This window comes from Actinoplanes sp. NPDC051851 (genome assembly GCF_040681165.1).
GTDB lineage: Bacteria > Actinomycetota > Actinomycetes > Mycobacteriales > Micromonosporaceae > Actinoplanes.
This window is the reverse complement of record NZ_JBFAYF010000021.1, coordinates 40,485-63,061: the sequence shown is the minus strand read 5'-3', so window position 1 is coordinate 63,061 and position 22,577 is coordinate 40,485. Positions and strand designations below refer to the sequence as shown.

22 protein-coding genes and 1 pseudogene are annotated in these 22,577 nt (G+C 72.8%); 7 read left to right on the top strand and 16 right to left on the bottom strand.

Features of this window, described 5'->3' with window-relative positions; genetic code table 11:
- Positions 1 to 35 precede the first annotated feature (35 nt).
- From AB0M08_RS21130 to AB0M08_RS21105, 6 genes and pseudogenes are all read left to right on the top strand, one after another.
- Positions 36 to 794, top strand: coding sequence for a hypothetical protein (locus AB0M08_RS21130; RefSeq protein WP_364495649.1), 759 nt, complete (start codon positions 36 to 38; stop codon positions 792 to 794).
- 151 nt (positions 795 to 945) lie between these two features.
- A pseudogene (locus AB0M08_RS21125) lies at positions 946 to 1,495 on the top strand (transposase); the annotation flags it as partial.
- Positions 1,496 to 1,726: 231 nt separating this feature from the next.
- Positions 1,727 to 3,013 (top strand): MFS transporter, encoded by a 1,287-nt coding sequence (locus AB0M08_RS21120; protein ID WP_364495825.1) that lies wholly within the window; start codon positions 1,727 to 1,729, stop codon positions 3,011 to 3,013.
- Positions 3,014 to 3,239: 226 nt separating this feature from the next.
- The gene (locus AB0M08_RS21115) at positions 3,240 to 3,773 is read left to right on the top strand and encodes a YbaB/EbfC family nucleoid-associated protein (protein ID WP_364495646.1); all 534 of its coding nucleotides are present in this window, start codon (positions 3,240 to 3,242) and stop codon (positions 3,771 to 3,773) included.
- Positions 3,770 to 3,964, top strand: coding sequence for a hypothetical protein (locus AB0M08_RS21110; protein ID WP_364495643.1), 195 nt, complete (start codon positions 3,770 to 3,772; stop codon positions 3,962 to 3,964). The genes AB0M08_RS21115 and AB0M08_RS21110 overlap by 4 nt, the downstream gene beginning before the upstream one ends.
- A 61-nt stretch (positions 3,965 to 4,025) precedes the next feature.
- On the top strand, positions 4,026 to 4,487 hold the full coding sequence (locus tag AB0M08_RS21105; protein WP_364495640.1) for an OsmC family protein: 462 nt from the start codon (positions 4,026 to 4,028) through the stop codon (positions 4,485 to 4,487).
- Positions 4,488 to 4,502: 15 nt separating this feature from the next.
- Here the strand turns inward: AB0M08_RS21105 and AB0M08_RS21100 are convergent, their stop codons facing one another.
- From AB0M08_RS21100 to AB0M08_RS21055, 10 genes are all read right to left on the bottom strand, one after another.
- Positions 4,503 to 4,991, bottom strand: a complete 489-nt coding sequence (locus tag AB0M08_RS21100; protein WP_364495637.1) for a hypothetical protein — start codon at positions 4,989 to 4,991, stop codon at positions 4,503 to 4,505.
- Positions 4,988 to 5,536, bottom strand: a complete 549-nt coding sequence (locus tag AB0M08_RS21095; RefSeq protein WP_364495634.1) for a hypothetical protein — start codon at positions 5,534 to 5,536, stop codon at positions 4,988 to 4,990. The genes AB0M08_RS21100 and AB0M08_RS21095 overlap by 4 nt, the downstream gene beginning before the upstream one ends.
- Before the next feature lie 496 nt (positions 5,537 to 6,032).
- Entirely contained in the window at positions 6,033 to 6,494 is a 462-nt protein-coding gene (locus AB0M08_RS21090) for a GNAT family N-acetyltransferase (RefSeq protein ID WP_364495632.1), read from the bottom strand.
- A gap of 12 nt (positions 6,495 to 6,506) precedes the next feature.
- On the bottom strand, positions 6,507 to 8,477 hold the full coding sequence (locus tag AB0M08_RS21085) for an isochorismatase family protein (RefSeq protein WP_364495629.1): 1,971 nt from the start codon (positions 8,475 to 8,477) through the stop codon (positions 6,507 to 6,509).
- Between the two features lie 4 nt (positions 8,478 to 8,481).
- Positions 8,482 to 10,017, bottom strand: coding sequence for an AMP-binding protein (locus AB0M08_RS21080; protein WP_364495626.1), 1,536 nt, complete (start codon positions 10,015 to 10,017; stop codon positions 8,482 to 8,484).
- Positions 10,007 to 11,182 (bottom strand): isochorismate synthase, encoded by a 1,176-nt coding sequence (locus AB0M08_RS21075; protein WP_364495623.1) that lies wholly within the window; start codon positions 11,180 to 11,182, stop codon positions 10,007 to 10,009. Before AB0M08_RS21075 ends, AB0M08_RS21080 begins: the two co-directional genes overlap by 11 nt.
- Complete coding sequence (locus tag AB0M08_RS21070) at positions 11,179 to 11,988, bottom strand: alpha/beta hydrolase (RefSeq protein ID WP_364495621.1); 810 nt, start codon at positions 11,986 to 11,988, stop codon at positions 11,179 to 11,181. The genes AB0M08_RS21075 and AB0M08_RS21070 overlap by 4 nt, the downstream gene beginning before the upstream one ends.
- A gap of 5 nt (positions 11,989 to 11,993) precedes the next feature.
- Entirely contained in the window at positions 11,994 to 13,466 is a 1,473-nt protein-coding gene (locus AB0M08_RS21065) for an FAD-dependent oxidoreductase (protein WP_364495618.1), read from the bottom strand.
- A complete protein-coding gene (locus AB0M08_RS21060; protein ID WP_364495616.1) occupies positions 13,463 to 13,696 on the bottom strand; it encodes a phosphopantetheine-binding protein in 234 nt (77 codons plus the stop codon). The genes AB0M08_RS21065 and AB0M08_RS21060 overlap by 4 nt, the downstream gene beginning before the upstream one ends.
- Entirely contained in the window at positions 13,693 to 14,307 is a 615-nt protein-coding gene (locus AB0M08_RS21055) for a GNAT family N-acetyltransferase (RefSeq protein WP_364495614.1), read from the bottom strand. Before AB0M08_RS21055 ends, AB0M08_RS21060 begins: the two co-directional genes overlap by 4 nt.
- Positions 14,308 to 14,524: 217 nt before the next feature.
- On the opposite strand from AB0M08_RS21055, the gene AB0M08_RS21050 reads away from it, so the two are divergent.
- Positions 14,525 to 14,947, top strand: a complete 423-nt coding sequence (locus AB0M08_RS21050; RefSeq protein WP_364495611.1) for a metal-dependent transcriptional regulator — start codon at positions 14,525 to 14,527, stop codon at positions 14,945 to 14,947.
- Positions 14,948 to 14,964: 17 nt separating this feature from the next.
- On the opposite strand, the gene AB0M08_RS21045 is transcribed toward AB0M08_RS21050, so the two are convergent.
- From AB0M08_RS21045 to AB0M08_RS21020, 6 genes are read right to left on the bottom strand one after another with little or no spacing between them, the layout of a single operon-like run.
- A complete protein-coding gene (locus tag AB0M08_RS21045; RefSeq protein ID WP_364495608.1) occupies positions 14,965 to 16,809 on the bottom strand; it encodes an ABC transporter ATP-binding protein in 1,845 nt (614 codons plus the stop codon).
- On the bottom strand, positions 16,806 to 18,560 hold the full coding sequence (locus tag AB0M08_RS21040; RefSeq protein ID WP_364495606.1) for an ABC transporter ATP-binding protein: 1,755 nt from the start codon (positions 18,558 to 18,560) through the stop codon (positions 16,806 to 16,808). The genes AB0M08_RS21045 and AB0M08_RS21040 overlap by 4 nt, the downstream gene beginning before the upstream one ends.
- 4 nt (positions 18,561 to 18,564) lie before the next feature.
- Entirely contained in the window at positions 18,565 to 19,584 is a 1,020-nt protein-coding gene (locus AB0M08_RS21035) for an ABC transporter substrate-binding protein (RefSeq protein ID WP_364495603.1), read from the bottom strand.
- A gap of 4 nt (positions 19,585 to 19,588) precedes the next feature.
- A complete protein-coding gene (locus AB0M08_RS21030; RefSeq protein WP_364495601.1) occupies positions 19,589 to 20,437 on the bottom strand; it encodes an ABC transporter ATP-binding protein in 849 nt (282 codons plus the stop codon).
- Complete coding sequence (locus AB0M08_RS21025) at positions 20,430 to 21,479, bottom strand: iron chelate uptake ABC transporter family permease subunit (RefSeq protein WP_364495598.1); 1,050 nt, start codon at positions 21,477 to 21,479, stop codon at positions 20,430 to 20,432. Before AB0M08_RS21025 ends, AB0M08_RS21030 begins: the two co-directional genes overlap by 8 nt.
- Positions 21,476 to 22,438, bottom strand: coding sequence for an iron chelate uptake ABC transporter family permease subunit (locus AB0M08_RS21020; RefSeq protein ID WP_364495822.1), 963 nt, complete (start codon positions 22,436 to 22,438; stop codon positions 21,476 to 21,478). The genes AB0M08_RS21025 and AB0M08_RS21020 overlap by 4 nt, the downstream gene beginning before the upstream one ends.
- Between the last annotated feature and the right edge of the window lie 139 nt (positions 22,439 to 22,577).

Here is a 22,577-nt window from a genome sequence, read left to right as displayed (position 1 = left end):
TCTACACTGACGGGCCGGCACCTTGCCGACAATGGATGGAGAGCGCGCACGTGGCTTTGGCCCGATTGGTAAACTCGATCCTGCCGCACGATGAAGACGCGGAGGGCCTGGAACACTTCGGTGTGCCACCGCTGCGGGCCCGGTGGCTGGCCCGGACGGTACGCCGGGACGTCACGGACACCGTCTGCTCGCTGCTGCCCGGAGTGGAGCGGACCACCGGAGCCACCTGGCTGTTCGTCTTCGAGAACCTGCTGGCATTGCATGTCAAGGAAATGGTCAGCGTCCTGGAGCCCGGAATTCCGGAACCACAGCTGTATTCGGCGCCCTTCGCCCTCGGGGTGATGTTTCCGATCAGCCAGGAACTGCGTCGCCGCCATGACGCCGCACTGCCGGAAACACCGCTGTCGTCCTGCCCGCCGACGAGAACCCTCCCGGACGTTCCGGAGCCACTGCGCAGGCTCCGAGAGCACTATGCCACGGCGTCGGAGGAGGTCCTTTCCGCGTACGGGACCTCGGCCTCACGGATGCGGCAAAGACAAATCCGCGTCGATGCCGTCACCAATAGGGTGGGCCGCATGGACGACTCTCCATGGGGTTCCTGGACGGTCTTCGCCGCGGTGGCCGCGATGCAGCATCACGGCGACATCCTTCCGGTTCCCGGGCGCACGGCGTCCGAGAAGAAAGGCGCCGAACGCGACCAGGCGGAGGCGGCCGGCCTGGCCTTCACGCTCTCCCGGGCAATCACCATCGACACCGCGATCGGCCTGATAGCCCGAGCCGGCGTCGAATACTGATCTGGTCCTCCTGCGCACCGAAGTTGTCGTTCCGGTCGCGCTCACATCGGCAGATCCGGGCGTGCGTGGAGCGTGCCTGCGCCGGGCCTGCAGTCACGCAGCGTCGTCTGCGCGGCGATGGGCGTGATCGGGCTGTGGCCGGTAGCGATCGATGGCCGTTGTGATGATCGTGGCGGATCGAGCGGATGCGATCGAGGTGTTGGCGGGGTTCCGGGAACGGTACTACCGGTGCATGACCCGGCGGGCGGACGTGTTGTTCGAGCCGGCCGACGCCCTGTTGTGCGCCGACGGGCCGGTCAAGACCCTCGTCGGGCCGTGCCCGGTCCCGGAGCGCCGCCGGGGTCACGGCGCGATGTACGACGCGCTCAACTGCGGCCGGCTCGACGTGCAGGCGCTGCGCCGTGATCTGGCCGGGCTGCCACTGCCACGGGCCGTCGATGGCCGGTTGATGCTTGCCGTGGACGTGTCGCCGTGGCTGCACCCGGACGCGGACACCAGCCCGGACCGGTCGTTCTGCCACGCCTACGGCCGTGGGCAAGGACGAGCACCGGATGATCCCGGGCTGGCCGTACTCGTTCATCGCAGCCCTGGAACCCGGCCGCACTTCCTGGACCGCCCTGCTCGACGCCGTCCGGCTACCACCGGCCGCCGACCTGACCACTCTCACCTGCACCCAGATCCGTGTGCTGGTCGCCGCCGGGCACCAGACGTCGCCGCCAGGGATGAACGTCAAGTTGAGCGTGCCGCACGCGGCCCGTCGCTTCGGGAGGATGCCACCTTCTCCCGTACGGTCCGCAGCACCCGCGCCGTGGCCGGCACCTGCAGCACGAGGTCGGCGACGGAGGTGTCACCGTGGCGGAAATTTGCATAATCTCGTTATGGATCTTAGAGTGGCACCCGCTGATATCCCTTCCCTCAGTGGAGGTGATCCGGTGAGTGCCTCTCCCGGTCAGAACCTGTTCAGACAACCCCGGGCGGTCTTCGCCGTCGCGTTCGCCTGTGTCGTCAGCTTCATGGGGATCGGGCTGGTCGACCCGATCCTGCCCGCGCTCGCGACCAACCTGAACGCCACCCCGAGCCAGGTCAGCCTGCTGTTCACCAGCTATCTGCTGGTCACCGCGGTCGCCATGCTCTTCACCGGCTGGATCGCCAGCCGGATCGGCGCCAAGGCCACCCTGATCACCGGCCTCGCCTTCATCGTGGTCTTCGCCGCGCTGGCCGGCCTCTCCGGCTCGATCGACGGCATCGTCGGCTTCCGGGCCGGCTGGGGCCTGGGCAACGCGATGTTCATCGCCACCAGCCTCGCCGTCATCGTCGCCTCCGCCACCGGTGGCTTCGCCGGCGCGATCGTGCTCTACGAGGCCGCGCTCGGCCTGGGCATCGCCGCCGGACCCCTGATCGGCGGCCTGCTCGGCGACATCAGCTGGCGCGGCCCGTTCTTCGGCGTCGCCGTACTGATGGCGATCGCCCTGCTGGCCACGGTCGTGCTGGTCGAGCCGCTGCCCAAACCCGCCGTACCGACCCCGCTCTCCGCGCCGATCAAGGCGCTGCGGCACCGGAGTCTGCTCACCATGGGCGTCACCGCGCTGCTCTACAACTGGGGCTTCTTCACCATGCTCGGGTACGCCCCGTACCCGATGGAGCTCGACGCCACCCAGCTCGGCTTCGTCTTCTTCGCCTGGGGCCTGCTGCTCGCGTTCTTCTCGATCACCGGCGCACCCTGGCTGCAGCGAAAATTCGGAACGGCACCTTCCCTGTACGGCGCACTGAGCCTCTTCGCCGTCCTGATCCTGATCATCGGCCTCTTCACCGGCAACCGCTGGACGGTCATCGTCTGCGTGATCGCGTCCGGCGTCGTCGCGGGCATCAACAACACGCTGACCACCCAGGCCGTCATGCTGGTCTCCCCGGTCGAGCGGCCGGTCGCCTCCGCGGCCTACGGCTTCGTGCGCTTCATCGGCGGCGGGCTCGCCCCGTACGCGGCCGGCAAGATGGTCGACCACTGGAACATGCACGTCCCGTTCGTCGTCGGCGCCGTCGCCGTGCTGATCGGCGTCGCGGTCCTGACCACCGGCCACCGGCCGCTCGCCGCCGCGGACGCCGCGATGGCCGCCGGCGACCGGCACACCGACCCGGACGAGGTGGCCGGCGAGGTCGCCGACGAGTTCGGCGGTGCCCCCGACGCCATCGACTTCGAGAAGGAACTCGACCACCGGTGAACCGGCCTCCCACGGCGTCACGACCGGCCGCATTTCCGGCGTACGCGAAAAAGGTTTGGCATTCGATCTGACATCGTTCGTGCTCAATTGATCATGATGCGGTGGGGCGGTGGGCGGGAAGTTTTCTCCGTGAGCCGATGTGGTGGACTGTCGCGGGCCACGCGGGGCGCGGCGGTCTGGCAGAATACTGCGGAGTCCGGGGACCGGAGTGTCGAGAGGGGACGCGGTGACGTCGCTCGAAACGGAGACGATGCGGACGGCCGGGAAGAACATCAGCGCTGATGGGAAAGCGTTCGGGGACACCCCGTACGCGCTGCGCGACCTCGACGCCACGGCCCTCGGCGAGGCGTGCGTGGCCGCGGTCGCGGACGCCCGGGCCCGCGCCGGGCAGGCACTGGCCGAAGTGCTCGCCGACGTCTCCGGCCAGGCCCCGCCCGACCCGGACGCCGCGGAGGCCGCCGAGAACCCGCCCACCGAGCCGCATGAGGCCGTGGTCGCCGACGGTGCCGTCACCGCCGTCGTCGGCCCGGACGGGACGCTGCGCGAGGTGCGGATCGCCGCGAACGCCCGGCGGACCATCGACAACCTCACGCTCGGCGAACACGTCCGCGACGCCATCCAGGCCGCCGAGGAACAGGCGGAGCAGGCCCGGACGGCGGTGCTCGGCCGGATCACCATCGGCGGCCGCAGCGTCGCGGACATCATGGCCGACCCCGGCGGCGCCCTCCGCACGCCGCCCTACCAGCGGAGGCGGCGATGACCCCCGGACAGCGGGCCGTCGTCGCGGGCGTGACGACGGTGTTCCTGATGATCGTCGGCGGCGGGATCTTCTGGTACCTCCGCGGCCAGCACCGGCCCACCGGGGCCGACATCCTGATCTGGGGCTGGGCGTCGCTGGGCCTGGCCGTCCTCTTCCTCGGCGTCGTGTTCCTGACCCGAGGCCGGAAGTAGGACACGGACCTCTCCTCCGGCGAGCCCGCATAGACTCGGTCTCACCACACCGAGGAGGAGCATGTCGAAGAGTCATCGGTATGAGGTGAGCGTGACCTGGACCGGGAACACCGGGACGGGGACCAGCGGCTACCGCGATTACTCCCGCGCCCACGATGTCACCGCCGCGGGCAAGGAGCCGATCGCGGGAAGCGCCGACCCGACGTTCCGGGGTGATCCGGCCCGGTGGAATCCGGAGGAGCTGCTGCTCACCGCGCTGTCCCAGTGCCACATGCTGTCGTTCCTGCACGAGTGCGCCCGGGCGAAGGTCGTCGTCACGGCGTACTCGGACCAGCCGACCGGGACGATGACCACGACCGCCGACGGCAGCGGCAGCTTCGACGAGGTGGTTCTGCACCCCCGGGTCGCCCTCGCCGACCCGTCCCAGGCCGGGCTCCTGGACGAGCTGCACGAGCGCGCCCACAAGGTCTGCTTCATCGCCAATTCGGTCAATTTCCCGGTACGCCACGAGCCCCGGCCCTGACACCGGCACCTCCGGCTACGACGACCGCTCCCAGGGCGGCAGCGCGTCCTGCTCCGCGTCGAGGACGTGCAAAGTGAGGTGCTCCGGCGGCCGCTCGTCGCCGTACTCGACGGTCACCTCGACGTACGCTCCCACCGGCGACAGCAGGAGGGCGAGACCGGTCTCGGACACCTCCGCGAGGTACCCGCCGCGGGCGTCGGTGGCGCGCAGCCGTACCGCACCGGCCGGGCAGTGCATCAGGATGCAGCAGACCTCGCCGTCCCACGGCTCGGCCCGGTCGTAGTGCCGCCAGACCTCCCTCGTCCGGAGCGCCACGCCGAACCCGTCGTCGCCGATGCCGAATCCGCTCGCCGCGTCCGATTCCGTCCATGAACCGGTCTCGTCCCGTACGGATACGACACACGAGAGGACGACGTCGCTCTCGGCGGCGAGGACGGCGGCGACCGCATCACGCCGGACCGCGGCGACCGGCGTCCCCGGGGTCATCGGGGTCATCCGGGTCATCGGGACACCTGCGTGGCGAACGGCAGGGCCAGCATCGCGGGAGCGGCCACCGCGAGGCCCGACCCGTCCGCGAAGCGCAGCCGCAACTCGCCCTCCGGGTCACCGGCCTCGGCGCCCGCCAGACCGGACCGCGGGCATTCCCAGACCGGCGTCAACGCGGGCAGCGGCTCGGGTGCACCCCGGCCGACCAGCCGCCGCACCCATCCGGCCGGTTCCGGCGGCGGGGAATCGGCCGCGAGCAGCAGCATCACGCGGTCCCCGGTCAGCGCCAGAGCGGCCGCCGCGTCGTTCTCCGGGAGGTGCCGGTGCAGGTCGGCGGCGGTTCCCGACAACCCGCTCTCCGGGTTCTCCGGCAGCACCGAGCCGCCGAAGCCCAGCACGCCCTGCGGGGCACCCTGCCACCGCGTGACCCGGGCGACCATCGGAAGCCCGGAGACGCGAGCGACCCAGAGCGCCGCCCCGCACTCCTCGCCGCCGCGGAGATGTTCACCGACCCGCAGCCGCAGTTCGGCCTGCCGTCGCGCCACCAGACCGGATTCGCTCATGCTGGGCACACTAGTCACCCGGGTGAGGCACGCGAGCGACGCACGGACTCGGCGCCGGCCCACGGGCGGAACGGCAGCGCAGGCGTGATCTCCCGGGCTGGCCCAGGGCGCCTCGGCCGGTCGGCTGGCGATCCGGGGTGCCTCGGCCCCGGTCGGCTGGCGATCCGGGGTGTCTCAGGCCCGTCGGCTGGCGATCCGGGGTGTCTCAGGCGCCCGACAGACCCCTGAACACCAGCCACCCCGGGAAAGCTGGAACTCACGGGTCACTCAAGCCCGCCGACACACCCCAGAGCACCAGCTACCAAGATCATCCCCGCAGTTGATCATGAAATGTTGATCAAGTCCGGCCAGTCGGGGCCCACCCCGACCGGGGGAAACCCCCATCCCTAACGGAACAGTGGCACAAAACAGCGATCTTGACCCGAGACCCTGTGGACAAACCCCGGCTGTGGATAACCCCCAACACGGGCAACGACCGAGAACGCCCATCCCGCGCTCAGTCGAGCGGGAGACGCAAGCGCTGGCGGCTGCCGCCCTCGGGGCCGTCAGGTGCGGTGCCCGCGGCGGTGAAACCGAGTCGTTCGTAGAAGGCTCGGGCGCCGCTCGGGTCAGCCGCCGGATGGTCGTCGCCGAAGGTCACCACCTCCACGGTGCCGGGACGCGGGCACCGGCTCGTCACGTGATCGACCAGGGCCTTCCCCACCCCGCCTCGCCGGGCTGCTTCGTCCACGACCAGCCAGTTGATGCGGTACGCCGGCGATCGGCCACCGGTCAGGATGCCGCCGAGCAGATGATCACCCGCCCCACGGACGACGAACGCGCTGCCCCGCCCGATGTTCCGGTGCAACGCCTCGCGAAAGCCCGGATCCGCGACCATCGGGCCGAACCACGGCTCCACGCCCGCCGCCAGTGCCATGAAGCCGCCTTCATCGCCGAGAACCGCCGCCCGCACATCCACCCGTCAACGATCTCACGCCCGTGTACCGGGACTCACGAACGAAGCCGCCACGGCGGGCGGGCCGCGGTGGCCGGCCGCGAGCGACGCGACGATCTCGCCGGAGCGGACCGCGACCGCCGAGAGCAGCGTCGACGTGATGCCGTGGGCGTGTTCCGTGCCGCCCTGGACGTAGATGCCCGCCGTCAGGCCCTCGGTCGCCACCCGGTAGTCCCGGGCGACCCGCAGCAGGTTCTCCTCGTCGCGGGCGCAGTGGCGGGCCGCGGCGCCCAGCACCCGGGCGGTGTCGACCGGGCGGTACCCGGTGGCGAAGACGATCGCGTCGGCCGCAAGCGGCGTGCGGCGCCCGGTCGGCAGGTGCTCGACCACGGCGGTGACGCCGTCCGGGCGCGGCGCCAGGGCGGCGACCCGGGAGGCGTTCAGCATCCGCAGCCGGGTCCGGCCCAGGACCTTCTCCCGGTACGCGCGGCGGTACAGATCCGTGATCAGCTCGCCGTCGACGACGGAGTAGTTGGTGTTGCGGTGGTAGTCGAAGAGCATCCGCTTCACGTCGGCGGGCGCGTCGAAGTAGAGGTCGACGGCTTCCGGGTCGAAGATGCCGTTGGCGTAGTTGCTGTCGTCGGCGGGGCTGTAGCCGTACCGGTGGAAGACGGAGCAGATCTCCGCGCTCGGGTAGCGCTGATGCAGGAAGGAGACGCTCTCGGCGGCGCTCTGGCCGGCGCCCACCACGATGAAGCGCTGCGGCTCGGCCACCTCGAACTTCGCGGCCCGGTGCAGGATGTCCAGGTTGTGCCATACCCGGACGCCGGGCTGGACCTCGGGTGGCAGGCTGGACTCGAGGCCGACGGCGACCGCGACGTTGCGGGCCCGGAACGGCCGCCCGTCGACCATCACGTCGAGCAGCGTGCCGTCCGCGGCCGGGACCACGTCGGTGACGGTGTGGCCGTACCGGACGTTCCCCCGCATCCGGTTGGCGGCCCAGCAGAGGTAGTCGTGGAACTCGATCCGCAGCGGGTACATGCTGCGGTAGTTGATGAAGTCGGCGAGCCGGTCGTGCGCGTGCAGGTACGACACGAAGCTGAAGTCGCTGGCCGGGTTCCGCATGGTGACCAGGTCCTTGAGGAACGAGACCTGCATGGTGGCGTCCTCGAAGAGCATGCCCCGGTGCCAGCCGAAGCTGTCCTGCCGCTCCAGGAAGATCGCGCGGAGCCGGTCGCCGGGTTCCGGGCAGCGGGCGTTGTGCTCCTCGACGGCGATCGCCAGGGCCAGGTTGGACGGGCCGAAACCGATGCCGACCAGGTCGTACACGTCAGTCTCCTGCGGGATCATGGGAACCCTCTCGGTGGTGGCGGAGGCGACGGCCAGGCTCTCGGCGATCTCCCCGGTGGTGGCGACCACGCCGCACCTCTGCGTGACGTGGCGCAGCGCGTCGCGGTGGTACGCGGGGCTGAAGTCGGCGACCGCGTCGGCCACCACGAACGGCTGGATGTCGCGCATGAACGCGTCGAGGGCGGTGGCGAGCACTCCGATGTGCGCGTAGACGCCGGTGACGATGAGCTGGTCGCGCTCGCCGAGCAGCCCGGCGAGCGGGGTGCCGACGAAGGCGCTGTACCGGCGTTTGGTGAGCCGGATGTCGCCGGGGCCGGGGGTGAGCGCGTCGACGATGGCGAGGGCCCGCTCGTCGGGTGGTGGTCCGTCACCCCAGAAGTCCTGGAGCAGGCCGCGCTCGGTGAGGCTCTGGCCGCCGGGCTGGGCCGAGTAGAAGACCGGGATGCCGTGCTCGGCGGCGTGTCCGCGCAGCCGGCGGATGTTCTCCACCACCCGGGCGAGCAGGGCGCGGTCGGCGGTGCCGTACGGGGCGAGGAAGTAGTTCTGCATGTCGTGGATGAGCAGCGCGGCCCGCCGCGGATCGGGTCGCCACCCGGCGCGGGCCTTGTCGATGCCGAACCCGGTGGGGATCGGGTACGGCGTGATCCGCGGCAGCACGGGGTCAGCCCCGCTCAGCGGTGGCTCGCAGCGCGGCCCGCAGCTCCCGGCGGCTGACCTTGCCGACCCCGGTGACCGGGAACGCGGGCAGTATCCGTACCCGATCGGGGATCTTGAAAGCGGCGAGACCCCGGTCGTGCAGGTAGGCCCGGATCTCGGACGGGGTCGGCGCGGTCTCGCCGGCGCGGGCGACCAGGTAGGCGCAGGTCCGCTCGCCGAGGTAGGGGTCGGGCACCGCGACGACGGCGGCGTCGTGCACGGCCGGGTGGGTGAGCAGGTGGTTCTCCACCTCCTCGGCGGCGATCTTCTCGCCACCCCGGTTGATCTGGTCCTTGGCCCGCCCCTCGACCACGAGGTAGCCGTCGGGGCGACGGCGTACCAGGTCACCGGTGCGGTAGAAGCCGTCGGCGGTGAACGCCTCCCGGTTGTGCTCGTCGGCGTGCCAATAGCCCCTGATCGTGTACGGCCCCCGGGTCAGCAGATGCCCGACGGTCCCGTCCGGCACCGGGCGATCCCGGTCGTCGACGATCCGGATCTCGTCGTCCGGGGAGAGCGGCCGTCCCTGGGTGTGCAGCACGATCTCGTCCGGGTCGTCCAGGCGGGTGTAGTTGACCAGGCCTTCGGCCATCCCGAAGACCTGCTGCAGCCGGCACCCGAGCACCGGCCCGACCCGCGCGGCGACGGTACTGGAGAGCTTCGCGCCGCCGACCTGAAGCACTTCGAGACTGTCGAAAACCGGCTTACGGTACGCATCCAGCCACAGGTGGGCCAGCGGCGGGACGACGGCCGTGATGGTGACGCCGTGCCGCGCGATCAGCGGGAACACGGTCTCCGGGTCGGGCCGCCGGGCCAGCACCATCCGGCCGCCCGCGTGCATGACGCCGAGGATGCCGGGCGACGACATGGTGAAGTTGTGCGCGATCGGCAGCGCCACCAGGTAGACGCTGTCCGCGGTGAGCCCGCAGATCCGGGCGCTCTCCCGGACGCTGTACAGGTAGTCGTCGTGTGTCCGCGGTATCAGCTTCGGCAGCCCCGTGCTGCCCCCGGAGAGCTGCAGGAACGCGAGGTCCCCGGCGTCCGGCCCGGCCGGGAGCAGGTCCGGGTCACCGTCGATCGCGGCGATGTCGGTGATCACCGCGGCGTCACCGGCGGCCTCGGCCGGACCGGCGCCGGTGGTCACCAGGGCGACCGCGGCGGTGTGCGAGCAGAAGTAGCCGATCTCGGCCGCCCGGTGGGCCGGGAGCGCGAAGACCGGCACCGCGCCGAGCCGGAACAGCCCGAAGACGACCTCGTAGAACTCGGCACAGTTGGGCAGGTGGACGACGACCCGGTCGGCCGGGCGTACCCCGAGCGCCTGGAAACCGGCCGCCGAGCGCAACGCGCGGCCATACAGTTCGCCATAGGTGACCTCGCGCTCGCCGTCGATGACCGCCACCCGGTCGGCGGCGTCGGCGGCCCGGTCCGCCAGCAGCGAGAAGAGGGTCCGCCCGGTCCAGTGGCCCCGCTCGCGATAGCGGGCCGCGACGTCCTCAGGCCACATCGGACTCCTCCAGGCCCAGCGCGGCGAGCAGGGTGCGCAGTTTCGCGGTCGTCTCCGCGAGCTCGGCCGACGGATCGGAATCGGCCACCACCCCGGCACCGGCGAACAGGTCCAGACCGTCCGGATCGGCGGTGGCGCAGCGGATGGTGACCGCCCACTCGCCGTCGCCGTCCGCGTCCACCCAGCCGACCATGCCGGTGTAGAAGCCCCGGTCGAAGGCCTCCAGCTCAGCGATCGCGGCCCGCGCGGCCCCGGTCGGCGTGCCGCAGACCGCCGGGGTCGGGTGCAGCGCGGTGGCCAGCTCGAGCGCGGTGACCGCGTCGTCGGCGAGCTCCCCGGTGATCAGCGTGGAGAGGTGCCACATGGTCGCGGTGCCGGTCACCGACGGGGTGGGCGGCACGGTCAGCGAGGTGCAGTACCGGTCGAGCACCGCGGCGACCTGATCGGCGACCATGGCGTGCTCGTGCCGGTCCTTGACCGAGGCGAGCAGCGCGGCGGCCCGCAGGTGGTCCTCGGCCGGGTCGGCGCTGCGGGCCGCCGAACCGGCGAGCGGGTTGGCGGTGACCGTACGGCCGTGCCGGGAGACCAGCAGCTCCGGGCTCGCGCCGAAGAGGGTACGCCCGGCACCGAGGTCCACGGCGAAGGTGTAGCCACCCGGATCGCGGGCGGCCAGGGCCCGGACGGACGGTGCCGGGTCGAAGCCGGGCGCCTCCACCCGCAGCGACCGGGCCAGCACGGTCTTGGTGTACGCCCCGGCCCGGATCTGCCGTACCGCGCGGGCCACCGCCTCCCGGTACCGCTCCGGTTCCGGGACCGGGCGCAGCGCGCGGATACCCGACGGCAGGACGCGGTACGCGGCGGCGGCCGGTGCGCCGCCCCGGTGCAGGCGCCGGGGAACGATCAGGCACGCGTCGGCGCCGGCGGCGAACGGGACCGCGCCGACCACGGTCCGGACCGGGTGACCGGCCGCGTCGGCGACACCGAGCGCGGCGCGGACCCGGCGGGCCAGGTCGGCCTGTCCGTCGGGGCGGCCGGACGGCGGGACGGCGAAGTAGGCGCCCTCGGCGAGCATCGTGCCGCGGGGTGACGCGAACAGCGACGACTCGCCCGGCCGGTACCCGAGGATCAGCTCGGCGCCGGTGTCGGGCACGGATACGGTGCTCATGCACGCTCCTCTGTCAAGAAGTGCAGAATCGCCGCGTTGACCGGCTCTGGTCGTTCCAGGTAGCCGTAGTGACCGGCGTCGGCGATCTCGGCGTACCGCGCGCCCGGGATGGTCCCGGCGACCTCGCGACAACCGCTCGCCGCGGCGATCAGGTCGTCTCCGAAGCCGAGGACGAGGCAGCGGACCGCGATCTTCCGGTACGCCGCCAGGCGGTCCACGCCGTCGTCGGTCTCCATCCGCGACGCGGCGCCGTCCGGCTCCCCCGCGAGCGGCACCTGGAACACCTCCACCCACTCCCGGGCCGCCCGGTCGTCGGCGAGCGTGCGCGGCGACAGGTTGACCGCCGCCCGCATCGCCGCCCGGTACTCGGCCGGCAGCTTCACCCCGGAGCTCTCCAGGGCCCGTTCCCCCGCCGACATCGCGTCGAGGAACGCGCCGGGGCGCCCGAACGTGGCCATCAGCACCGCCCGGTCGACCAGCTCCGGGCGCCGCAGGCACAGCTCGGCGGCGACCCGGGACCCCATCGACGAGCCGATCACCCGGCACGGGCCGAGGCCGCGCCGCTCGATCAGCCCGGCCGCGTCCGCCACCAGGTCCGGCATGGTCACCACCGGCGGGGTGTCCGAGGGCGGGATGCCCCGGGTGTCGAAGGTGACCACCCGGAATCCCGCCCGCACCAGCGCCGGGACCTGGTACAGGTGCCAGGTCCGGCCGCGGGCGCCGGTGCCGGCCAGCATCAGCACGCCCGGCCCGGCACCCTGCTCGTCGTAGTTCAGTCGGACGCCGCCGACGTCGATCACCGGCATGGCGGTCAGCGGGCCGCGGCCGGGTCCACCCAGGACAGCCCGTCCGAGGCGGGCACCAGGCCGTCCGGCAACAGCGGCTCCTCCTTGACGGACGCACCGAGCACCCCGCGCACCTGCACGTTGTTCATCTCCTGCATGACCTCGCGGACGACGGGCGTACCGAAGAGGTGGTGCATCTCGTCGCCGGTCGCGGTCTGCATGCTCCCGGTCCGCTCGACCGCCTCGGACAGGTCCGCGGAGGCGTTGAGGAACGCCTGCTCGCCGGAGTGCACGCCGCCGACCAGGGTCACGAACGCCTCCAGGTCGGTCGCGTCCATGTCGGTGACCTTCCGGGCCTTCCAGAAGTACGACTCCTCGTCGCTCTGCATGTCGTAGAAGGCGGAGAGGAACTCGTAGAACACCCGGTACTCGCGGCGGTACCGGCCCTCGAACTCGGCGAAGACCCGGTCCTCGGGCAGGTCACCGGCGAGGACACTGTTGATCGACCGGGCGGCGAGCAGGCCGGCGTACGTGGCCAGGTGCACCCCGGTGGAGAAGACCGGGTCGATGAAGCAGGCGGCGTCCCCGACCAGCACCATCCCGGGCCGGTGGAACGTCGAGTTGGTGTACGAGTAGTCCTTGCGGGTCCGGATCTCGCCGTAGACGCCCTCGGTGACCCGGGTCGCCTCGCTCAGGAAGTCCCGGACGATCGCGCACCGGTCGACGAACCCGAGCAGCGCCTTCTCCTGGTCGCCCCGGAGCCGCGCGGCGTGCTCCCGGCTGATCACCGCGCCGACGCTGGTCAGGGTCGGTGACAGCGGGATGTACCAGATCCAGCCCTCGTCGAACGCCGCGCAGAGGATGTTGCCGCTGTCCGGGGCCGGTAGCCGCCGGCCGCCCTCGAAGTACCCGAAGAGCGCGATGTTGCGGAAGAACTCCGAGTGGATCCGCTCGCCGCCGACGTGCTGGTGCACCCGGCTGCGGTTGCCGGAGGCGTCGACCACGAACGCGGCGTGTACCTCGCGCGGCACGCCGTCCGGCGAGGTGTAGCGCACCCCGCGGACCCGCTCCCCGTCCGCGAGGACCTCGGTGACCGGGCTCTGCTCCCGGACGTCCACCCCGCACCGGGCCGCGTTGCGCAGCAGGATGTCGTCGAACTTCATCCGCTCGACCTGGTAGGCGTAGGAGGTCGGCCCGGAGAGCTCCGGGGCGAGCGCGAACAGGAAGTTCCACGGCACCGGGTTGGTGCCCCAGCGGAAGCTGCCGCCGCGCTTGACGGTGAAGGCCGCCCGCTCCAGCTCCTCGGTCACGCCGAGCAGCCGCCCGATGCCGTGCACGGTGGACGGCAGCAGCGACTCGCCGATCTGATAACGGGGAAAGGTCTCCTTCTCCAGGAGTACGACCCGGTGGCCGCGCTTGGCGAGCAGGGTCGCGGTGGTCGACCCGCCCGGTCCGCCGCCGATCACGACGACGTCGGTCTTCTCCGCGGTGCCGTTCAACGGGTGCCCTCCAGCAGTTGGTACCAGGCGATGACCGTCGGCTCCTTGGCCAGCTCCAGGTATCCGGTGTCGGCGCCGGCCTCCCGCCAGCGGACCGCGAGGCTCATCAGCCGGATCGAGTCGAGACCACGGTCGAGCAGGTTCTCGTCGTCGGTGAAGCTGCCCGGTTCCTCGTCGAGCACCTCGGCGACGTCGTGGCGTACGCGTTCCAGGCTCAGGGGTGCGGTCATGCGCGACTTCCTCCTCGTGTGGACGACAGCGTCAGGTCGTAGGCGTAGAGCGCGGCCCTCTTGTGGCCCAGGTCGCGGACGCCCAGCAGTCCGAAGCCGGCGCCGGTGAACATCCGGCGGGCGATGGTGTGCCGCTCGTCCGGGTCGGCGAGCACCCGGCGGCAGCGCGGGTCGGCCCGGTGCAGGGCGGTCACCAGGGCGCGGACCATCTCCCGCCCCAGTCCGCGGCCGGTCTGCGCCCGGTCGCCGATCGCCAGGTGCAGGCCGAGGTCGTACGGGTCGGCCGGGTAGTGCCGCCCGACCACGTCCCGGGGTGTGCGATACACCTCGACGTAGGCCAGCGGGGTGCCCTCCCGGGACACCAGGTAGGGACGGGTGCAGTCGCCGGCCAGCTGCTCGGCGATGGTCTCGGCCCAGCGCCGGGGCGACCAGTCCTGCTCCCAGAAGAGCGCCACGTGCGGCTCGTTCATCCATCGGCTCACCAGTTCCGGGTCACCGTCGTACGGGACCAGCGCCCGCACCGACCAGGGCTCCGCCGGCACGGGCCGGGGTGGTGGTCCCGCCGCGACCACGGCCGCGGCCAGTCCTTCGGTGACTTCGCGCGAGGACAACTCAGGAATCCTTTGTCAAGGACATGACAACCGCACCCCTTAGTTAGGTAAGCCTAAGCTAAGTTATTGGGGAAGATCGAAACAAGTGGATGTCCTTGTTTGGTAAGGCTAGCCTTTCCTCTCCGCGTGTCCACGTGCCCACAGGAGTGCCGATGACCGCGCATCGCCGGATCCGACAGGCAGGAAGAAAAGGGCAAACTCCCGCAGGCCGTACGCCGTGACGGCCGGCCACGTCGCCGAGACCTACCTCCGGGTGATCCTCGAACTCGAGGAGGACCGGATACCACCGCTACGCGCCCGCCTCGCCGAGCGAACCGCCAACAGCCTCCCCCTGGTCTGCCAGAACATCACCCGCCTGGAACGCCGGGGCCTGGTCCGCCTGGCCCCGGACCGCCGCCTGATCCTGACCCGCCCGGGCCGGCGCCTCGCCGTCGCCGCTCTCCGCAAACACCGCCTGGCCGAGCTCCTGCTGGTCGAGATCATCGGCCTACCCCCGGATCAGGCCACCCGCGAGGCCCCCCGCTGGGTCCACGTCCTCACCGACCGCGCCGAACGCCACATCCACACCCTCCTCGGCCACCCTTCCCACTCCACCACCGGCCGGCCCATCCCCGGCCTGACCCACCTCGACCCCCGCTGACCCCCACCCACGCGACGCTATGGGCTCCAGGCGCGCCAGAGGTGGGCGTAGCGGCCGTCGGCGGCGAGCAGGGCGGCGTGGGTGCCCTCCTCGGCGATCCGGCCGTGGTCGAGCAGCACGATGCGGTCGGCGGCGGCCGCCTGGGTGAGGCGGTGCGCGACGATCAGCGTGGTCCGGCCCGCGGTCGCGGCCGCGGCGGCACGGTCCAGGTCACGGGCACCGGCGCTGCCCGCCTCGGCGGTCGCCTCGTCCAGCACCGCGACCGCCGGGTCCGCGAGGATCAGCCGGGCCAGCGCCACCTGCTGGGCCCGCGCCGTGGTCAGGTGGTGACCGCCCTCCCCCACCGCGGTGCCGAGCCCGTCCGGCAGCGTGTCCAGCCAGCCGGTCGCGCCGACCGTGTCCAGGGCCGCCGCGAGCTGCGCGTCGGTGGCGTCCGGGCGGGCGAGACGCAGGTCGTCGGCGAGGGTGCCCGCGAAGACGTGCACCTCCTGGCTGATCAGGGCGATCTCGCGGCGTACCCGGTCCTCACCGAGCGAACTCAGCGGTACGCCCCGCAGCAGCGTCTGCCCGGCGGCGGCCGTCACGACCCCGGCGGCGATACCGGCGAGTGTGGACTTCCCGGCACCGCTCGCCCCGACCAGCGCCACGTGCTCTCCCGGCGCCAGGGTGAGCGTGACGTCCGTCAGCACGACCGGCCCGTCGTCATAACGGTGCCACGGCACGGTCACGGCCAGCGCGGCACCGACGACGGAGGCGGCACGGCCGCGAGTGCCGGGCACGGCCGACACGAAAGCCGGAGCCGGAGCAGAGACCGGAGACGAAGACGCGGCCGGAGACGGAGACGGAGCCGGAGACGGAGACGCGGCCGGGTCCGGGGCCGGAGATGGAGACGCCGGCAGGGAGGCGACCCCGACCAGGCGGGCCAGGGCGGCGCCCGACTGCAGCACCGTGTCCGATTCCAGCAGCAGCAGGCCGATCGGGTTGAAGAGCCGGTGGAAGTAGAGTGCCGCCGCCGTCGCCGCCCCCACGGTGACCGCGTCCGCGCGGACCAGCAGGAACCCGGTGGCCAGCACGGCCGCCAGACCCGCGAACTCGGCCCGGTTGATCCGCGACCCGAACCGCGTGTAGACCCCGAACACGTCCAGCGCGAGATCCCGTGCGGCCGCCGACCGATCGGCGATCCGCCCCACGTGGGTCTCCTCCAGCCGGTACGCCCGCACGGCCCAGGCCCCGTGCAGCGCCTCGGCCATCGCCTGCGACCGCTCCCCGGTGGCCACCCGCTCCCGCGCGTAGTACGGCGTCGACCTCGGCAGGTACCAGCGCAGTGCCAGAGCGTACGCGGGAACCGCCACCAGTCCGGCCAGCCCGAGCCGCCAGTCCAGGGTGACCAGCCCGCCCAGGGTGAGCGGCACGGCGAGCGCCGCCCCGGCCAGCGCCGGCCCGCTCCCGGTGATCGCGTTCGCCACCACGGCGACGTCGTCCCCGACCCGCGACACCAGGTCCCCGGTCCCGGCGCGTTCCAGGGTGGACGACGGCAGGTGCAGCGCCCGGTCGACGACGCGTTCCCGCAGGTGCGCGAGGACCGTCTCGCCGAGCCGCGCGGCGACGGCGGCACCCGCGGCGGTGAGCAGTCCGGCCAGCACGGCGACCGCCGCGAGCACCCCGAACCGGAACCACACCCGGTCGTTCCCGGCCGTCACGTCGTCCACGAGCCGGCCGAGCACCCAGGGCGCGACCAGCCCGGACGCGGCCGCGCCGACCAGCAGGACGGCGGTGGCGACGCAGAGCCCCCGCCGCCGGGCGAACTCGGTACGCAGAGCCGCCCAGGTCTGCCCGGCGGTCGCGGTCGGCAGCCGGGTCATCGGAGCACCGCCTGCCGGTATTCGGGCCGCATCGCGGCCAGCTCCTCGTGGCTGCCCTCGGCGCTCACCCGTCCACCGTCGAGCACGACGACCCGGTGGGCGGCCCGCAGCAGCGCCGGACTGCTGGTGATCAGCAGCGTGCCGCGTGGCCCGGCGCCCCGGCGAGCGGTCAGCCCCTCGGCCACCAGCGCCTCGGTGACCGCGTCGACCGAGGTGGTGGGCTCGTGCAGCACCAGCAGCGGCGGGTCGGTGGCGAGCGCCCGGGCCAGCGCGACCCGCTGCCGCTGCCCACCGGAGAGGTTGGCGCCGCGTTCGGTGAGCCGATGGTCGAGCCCGTCCGGATGAGCGGTCAGCACATCCTCGGCTCCGGCCGCCGCGAGGGCCCGCCGGAGCCGGTCGTCGTCCCCGGCGGCGACCAGGTTGGCGCGCAGCGACCCGGCGAAGAGGGCCGGATCGTGCTGTTCGACCAGGAGGACGCCCCGGACGGCGTCCAGCTCCAGCGTCTCCATCGGTACGCCGTCGATCCGGACCGTACCCCGGTAGTCGCCGCGCGGAACCTGCCCGGTCAGCAGCCTGACCAGGGCGTCCGCATCGGTCGGCGGGCAGAGGACGCCGACGACCTCCCCCGCGTCGACGTGCAGCGTGAGCCCCCGCAGGCTGCCGTGGCCGACGTCGTCGAGGGAGAGCCTGGTCGCCGCGGGCGGCGGCGCGGGAGATTCCCCACCAGGATCAAGAGACGGAGCTTCCAGTACGCCCGCGACCCGCCCCGCCGAAGCCTTCGCGGCGGCCAGCAGCTGGACGCAGAAGCCGAGGGTCTGCACGGGTTCGGCGGCGAACTGGGCCAGCCCGACCACGGCGACCAGCTCCCCGATGGTCAGGTGCCCGTGCAGTGCCCGCCATCCCGCGACCGCCGCCACCACGGCCAGGAACAGCCCGTTGACCGTGGTGACGAGCCCGAGGTGCAGCCCCTTGGCTGTGGCCGCCCGCAGGGTCGCGTCCAGCGCGTTCCGGCTGGCCGTGGCGTACCGGCGGGCCGCGTGGTGCTGGGCGCCGATCCCGCGCAGCACCCGTAGCCCGGCCACCAGGTCGACGGCGGACGCGGTGGCACCGGCGAGCGCGGCCTGCTGGGCGGCGCCGCGCCGGGTGAGCAGTGGGGCGAGCCGCTGCAGGCCCCACACCAGCAGGGGTACGCCGGCCAGCACCCCCGCGCCGACCGGCAGGTCGATGACGAGCAGGGCGATCGCGGCGACGAGCAGCGCGGTGACCGCGGCGGCGGCGAGCCCGCAGGCCCGGACCACCAGCGCGGAGAGCTCGGCGTCGGAGGCGGCGATGGAGAGCAGTTCGCCGCGGCGCGGGCCGCCGTGCAGGCCGCGCGGGTCGAGCGCCCGCCCGGCCAGCTCGACCCGGGTCAGGTGCGCCTCGTGCTCGACGGCGGCGTAGGCGTTGCGGGCGCCGAACCGCCAGGCGAGCGCGAGCACGGTGAAGAGCACGGCGAGGCCGGCGAGCGAGAGCAGGAACGCCCGGGTGGAGCCGGTCGCCACCGCCCGGTCGATGACGACGCCGATCGCCACCGGGACCAGCGCCTCGGCCGCCTGGTGGGTGCAGAGCAGGGCCACCCCCGCCGCGACCCGGGCCCGCTGGCGGCGCAGGGCGCGGCGGAGCACGGTCGTACCGTCGGGCGGTGGCGAGCCGGGTGAGCCGGCCGGGCCGTCGGGCGGTGGTGAGCCGGTCGTGCCGTCGTCGCCGGCCATGCCGTCAGGCGGTGGCGAGCTGGGTGAGCACGGTGTCCATCCGCTCGGCCAGCTGGATGCCGGTGCCGAGCGAGGACGCCCCGGAGACGATCGGGTAGACGTGGTTCGCCTTCACCGCGGCCAGGTTCTTCCAGGCGGCCGTGCCGGTCAGGGCGGCGTTGTCGGGTGACGCGGTGACGCCGTCCGGGCCCGCCGGGATCAGCAGCACGCCGCTGTCGGCGAGCACACCGACCTTCTCGAACGAGTACTCCTCGGTCTGCTCGGTCTGGGATTTGGAGGGCTCGGCGAGCCGGACGCCGCAGTCGAGCAGCACGGTGGTGTCGGTCCAGGCCGGGCCGAGGGTCCAGAACGTGGTGTCCGAGGCGACCTGGACGAACGAGAAGGTGTACTTGGCCAGCGCCTCCGCATGTTTCTGCGCCACGCCCTTGGTCTTCTGATCGTACGAGTCGAGCAGCGCCGTGGCCTGCTCGGTGCGCCCGAGGACCTCACCGAGCCGGTTGGCGACCTCGAGCAGCGAGAGCTTCTGGAACGAGATGACCACGGTCGGCGCGATCGCCGTGAGCTGCTCGTAGAGGGCGGCCGGGGTGTCGATGGTGCGCAGGATCAGGTCCGGCCCGGCCGCCGCGATCTTCTCCACGTCCGGCTCGGTGTAGTCGCCGGTGACCGGCACCGACTTGAGCTTGTCGCCGTAGTACGCGCCGGTGGTCTCGTAGTTGCCGCCGCCCACCCCGACCGGGATGAGACCGAGGTCGACCAGGGCGAACGCGCCGTAGTAGTCGGCGGCGACCACCTTGGACGGGTTGGCCGGCACGGTGACCGGCCCCTGGTCGGTCTGCACCTGGCGCTCGGCCGGCGCGGAGGAGCCGGAGGCGGCGGGCTCGCCGTCGTCCGTGCCGCACCCGCCGAGCAGGATCCCGGCGCCGAGGCCGGCGCCCCCGATCAGGAGGGAGCGACGGCGGAGCGCCGCCACCGGGTCGAACGCCGTCCGGGTGAACGCCGGCCGGTCGAGCAGGAGCTGCGGCATGGTGTCAACCTTTCTCCGCGCCCTCGGGCGCGGCCATGGATGCGACAGGTTGCGGGCCGCCGTGGTGGCGGCCGATCGGCAGGACCAGGGGTGTGCCGGAGACCGGGTCGGGGATGACCCGGCTGGCCAGGCCGAACACGTCGGCGACGGTGGCCTCGGTGATGACGTCGGCGGGGGCGCCCTCGGTGACCAGGCGGCCGTCCTTCATGACCACCAGGTGGTCGGCGTAGCGGCCGGCCAGGTGCAGGTCGTGCAGGACCAGCACGAGGGTGACCGCGTCCCGCCGGTTCAGGTCGGTGAGCAGGTCGAGCACCTCGATCTGGTGGGTGACGTCCAGGTACGTGGTCGGCTCGTCGAGCAGCAGGATCCCGGTGTGCTGGGCGAGCGCCATGGCGATCCAGACCCGCTGCCGCTGCCCGCCGGAGAGCTCGTCGACGATCCGGTCGGCGAGTTCGGCGGTGCCGGTGGCGAGCAGTGCGGCGGCGACCGCCTCGTCGTCGGCGTCGCCCCACCGGTCGAACATCCCGTGGTGCGGGTAGCGGCCGCGTCCGACCAGGTCGGCGACGCGCATGCCGTCCGGCGCGACCGGGGTCTGCGGGAGGATGCCCAGCCTGCGGGCCACCGTACGGGAGGAAAGGGTGTTGATGTCTCTGCCGTCGAGGACGACGTCGCCGCCGCCCGGGCGCAGCAGCCGGGCCAGACCACGCAGCAGGGTGGACTTGCCGCAGGCGTTGGGGCCGACGATCACGGTGATCCGGCCGGACGGGATGCGGACCGACAACTGCCGGACCACCGGCCGGTCGCCGTAGCCGAGCGTGACACCCTCGGCGCGGAGTCCCTCGAGTTCAGCCACCACGACCCTCCCGGTTGGCGCTGGCCAGCTGCCAGAGCAGGAACGGCGCGCCCAGCAGGCCGGTGACCACGCCGACCGGCAGCTGCCGGTCGGCGAGCACGTGCTGGGCGATGAGATCGGAGGCGACCATCACGACCGCGCCGACCAGGGCGGCGGGCACCAGGGCGAGACCGCGGTCGTGGACCAGGCGGCGGGCGATCGGCCCGGCCACGAACGCCACGAACGGCACCGGCCCGGTGGCCGCGGTCGCCACGGCGGCCAGCGCGACGCCGGTGAGCAGCACGCCGAGGCGCAGCGACTCGATCCGGGCGCCCAGGCCACGGGCGGTCTCGTCGCCGAGCCGGAGCACGTGCAGCCCGCGGGTGAGCAGCAGGGCGGCGGGCAGCAGCACGGCCAGGGCGACGGCGAGCGGGCGGACATGGTCGTAGGAGCGGGCGTTGAGGCTGCCGGTCAGCCAGACCAGGGCCTGCTGGGCGCTGGTCACCTCGGCCCGCGACATCAGGTACGACACCACGCTGCCCAGCACCGCGCCGACCCCGATGCCGACCAGCACGAGACGGTAGCCGGTGACGCCGCGCCGCCAGGCCAGCACGTAGATCAGCGCCGCGGTGACCAGGGCCCCGGCGAACGCGCTGACCGAGACCGCCGTGCCGACCAGCCCGAACACGACCGTGCAGGTGACCGCGGCGGCGCTGGCACCCATCGTCACGCCGATCACGTCCGGGCTGGCCAGCGGGTTGCGTACCAGCCGCTGGAAGAGCGCCCCGGAGAGCCCGAACGCGGCGCCGGCCAGCAGTCCGCAGAGGACCCGGGGCAGGCGTACGCCCCGGATGACGAAGGTGTCCCGGCGGGTGCCGTGCCCGGCGAGGGTGTCCAGTACCGCCGGGAGCGGGATGCGGAACGCGCCGGTGGAGAGGGCCAGGCAGAAGAGCCCGGCCAGGAGCGCGACCAGCAGGATCCCGACGATCACCGCGCGCCGGGCGCCGCGGTGCCGGACCGTCCGGACCCGGGCGACCGCCTCGGGCAGCGTCAGGGCGCTCACAGTTCCACCAGGTCGCGGCGGCGGACCAGGGCGACGAAGACCGGCGCGCCGATCACCGCGGTGACGATGCCGACCTGGATCTCGGCGGGGCGGGCCACCACCCGGCCGAGCACGTCCGCGGCGAGCAGCAGCGCCGGGGCGAGCACCGCCGAGTACGGCAGGATCCAGCGGTAGTCGGGCCCGGTGATCGCCCGGGCGATGTGCGGGACGGTGAGGCCGACGAAGGCGACCGGCCCGGCCAGCGCGGTCGCGGTGCCGCAGAGCACCACCACGCAGGCGGCGCCGAGCGCCCGGGCGGTGCCGACGCTCTGGCCGAGCCCGCGGGCCACGTCGTCGCCGAGCGCGAGCGCGTTCATCAGCCGGCCGCACGGAATCGCGAGGACCGCCCCGGCCAGCAGGAACGGCAGTGCCTGGCCGATCAGGGCGGCGTCCCGGCCGGCCAGCGAGCCGACCTGCCAGAGCCGGAGCCGGTCGAACGCGTCGCTGTCGCTGAGCAGGATCGCGGTGGTGACCGAGGCGAGGGCGGCGCTGACCGCGGCACCGGAGAGGGCCAGCTTGACCGGGGTGGCGCGGTCCCGGCCGAGGGCGCCGATCGCGTAGACCACGACCGCGGTGGCGGCGGCCCCGGCGAAGCCGAACCAGACGTACCCGGTGAGGCTGGTGACGCCGAAGACGCTGATCCCGACGACCAGCAGCAGCGCGGCGCCGGCGTTGATGCCGAGCAGGCCGGGGTCGGCGAGCGCGTTGCGGGTGATGCCCTGCATGACCGTGCCGGCCACGCCGAGGGCCGCGCCGACCAGCAGCCCGACCGCGGTGCGCGGCAGCCGCATGGTGTGCACGACCAGGTGATCGTCATCGGTCGGCCGGTAGTGCAGCAGCGCGTCGAGGACCACCGACGGGGAGATCGACTTGGCGCCGACCGCCACGCTCAGCACGGCCGTCACGGCCAGCACGGCGATCGCGACGAGGAGTCCGGGGAGCAGCACGGCGCCACCCCGGGTTCGCGTTGTATCGAGCGCGGTCACTCGTTCCCCCTTCTCGCAACCGCTCACGCCACACGATCTAGTCAGGTCAGGCTAACCTAACTAGATTCCGGGA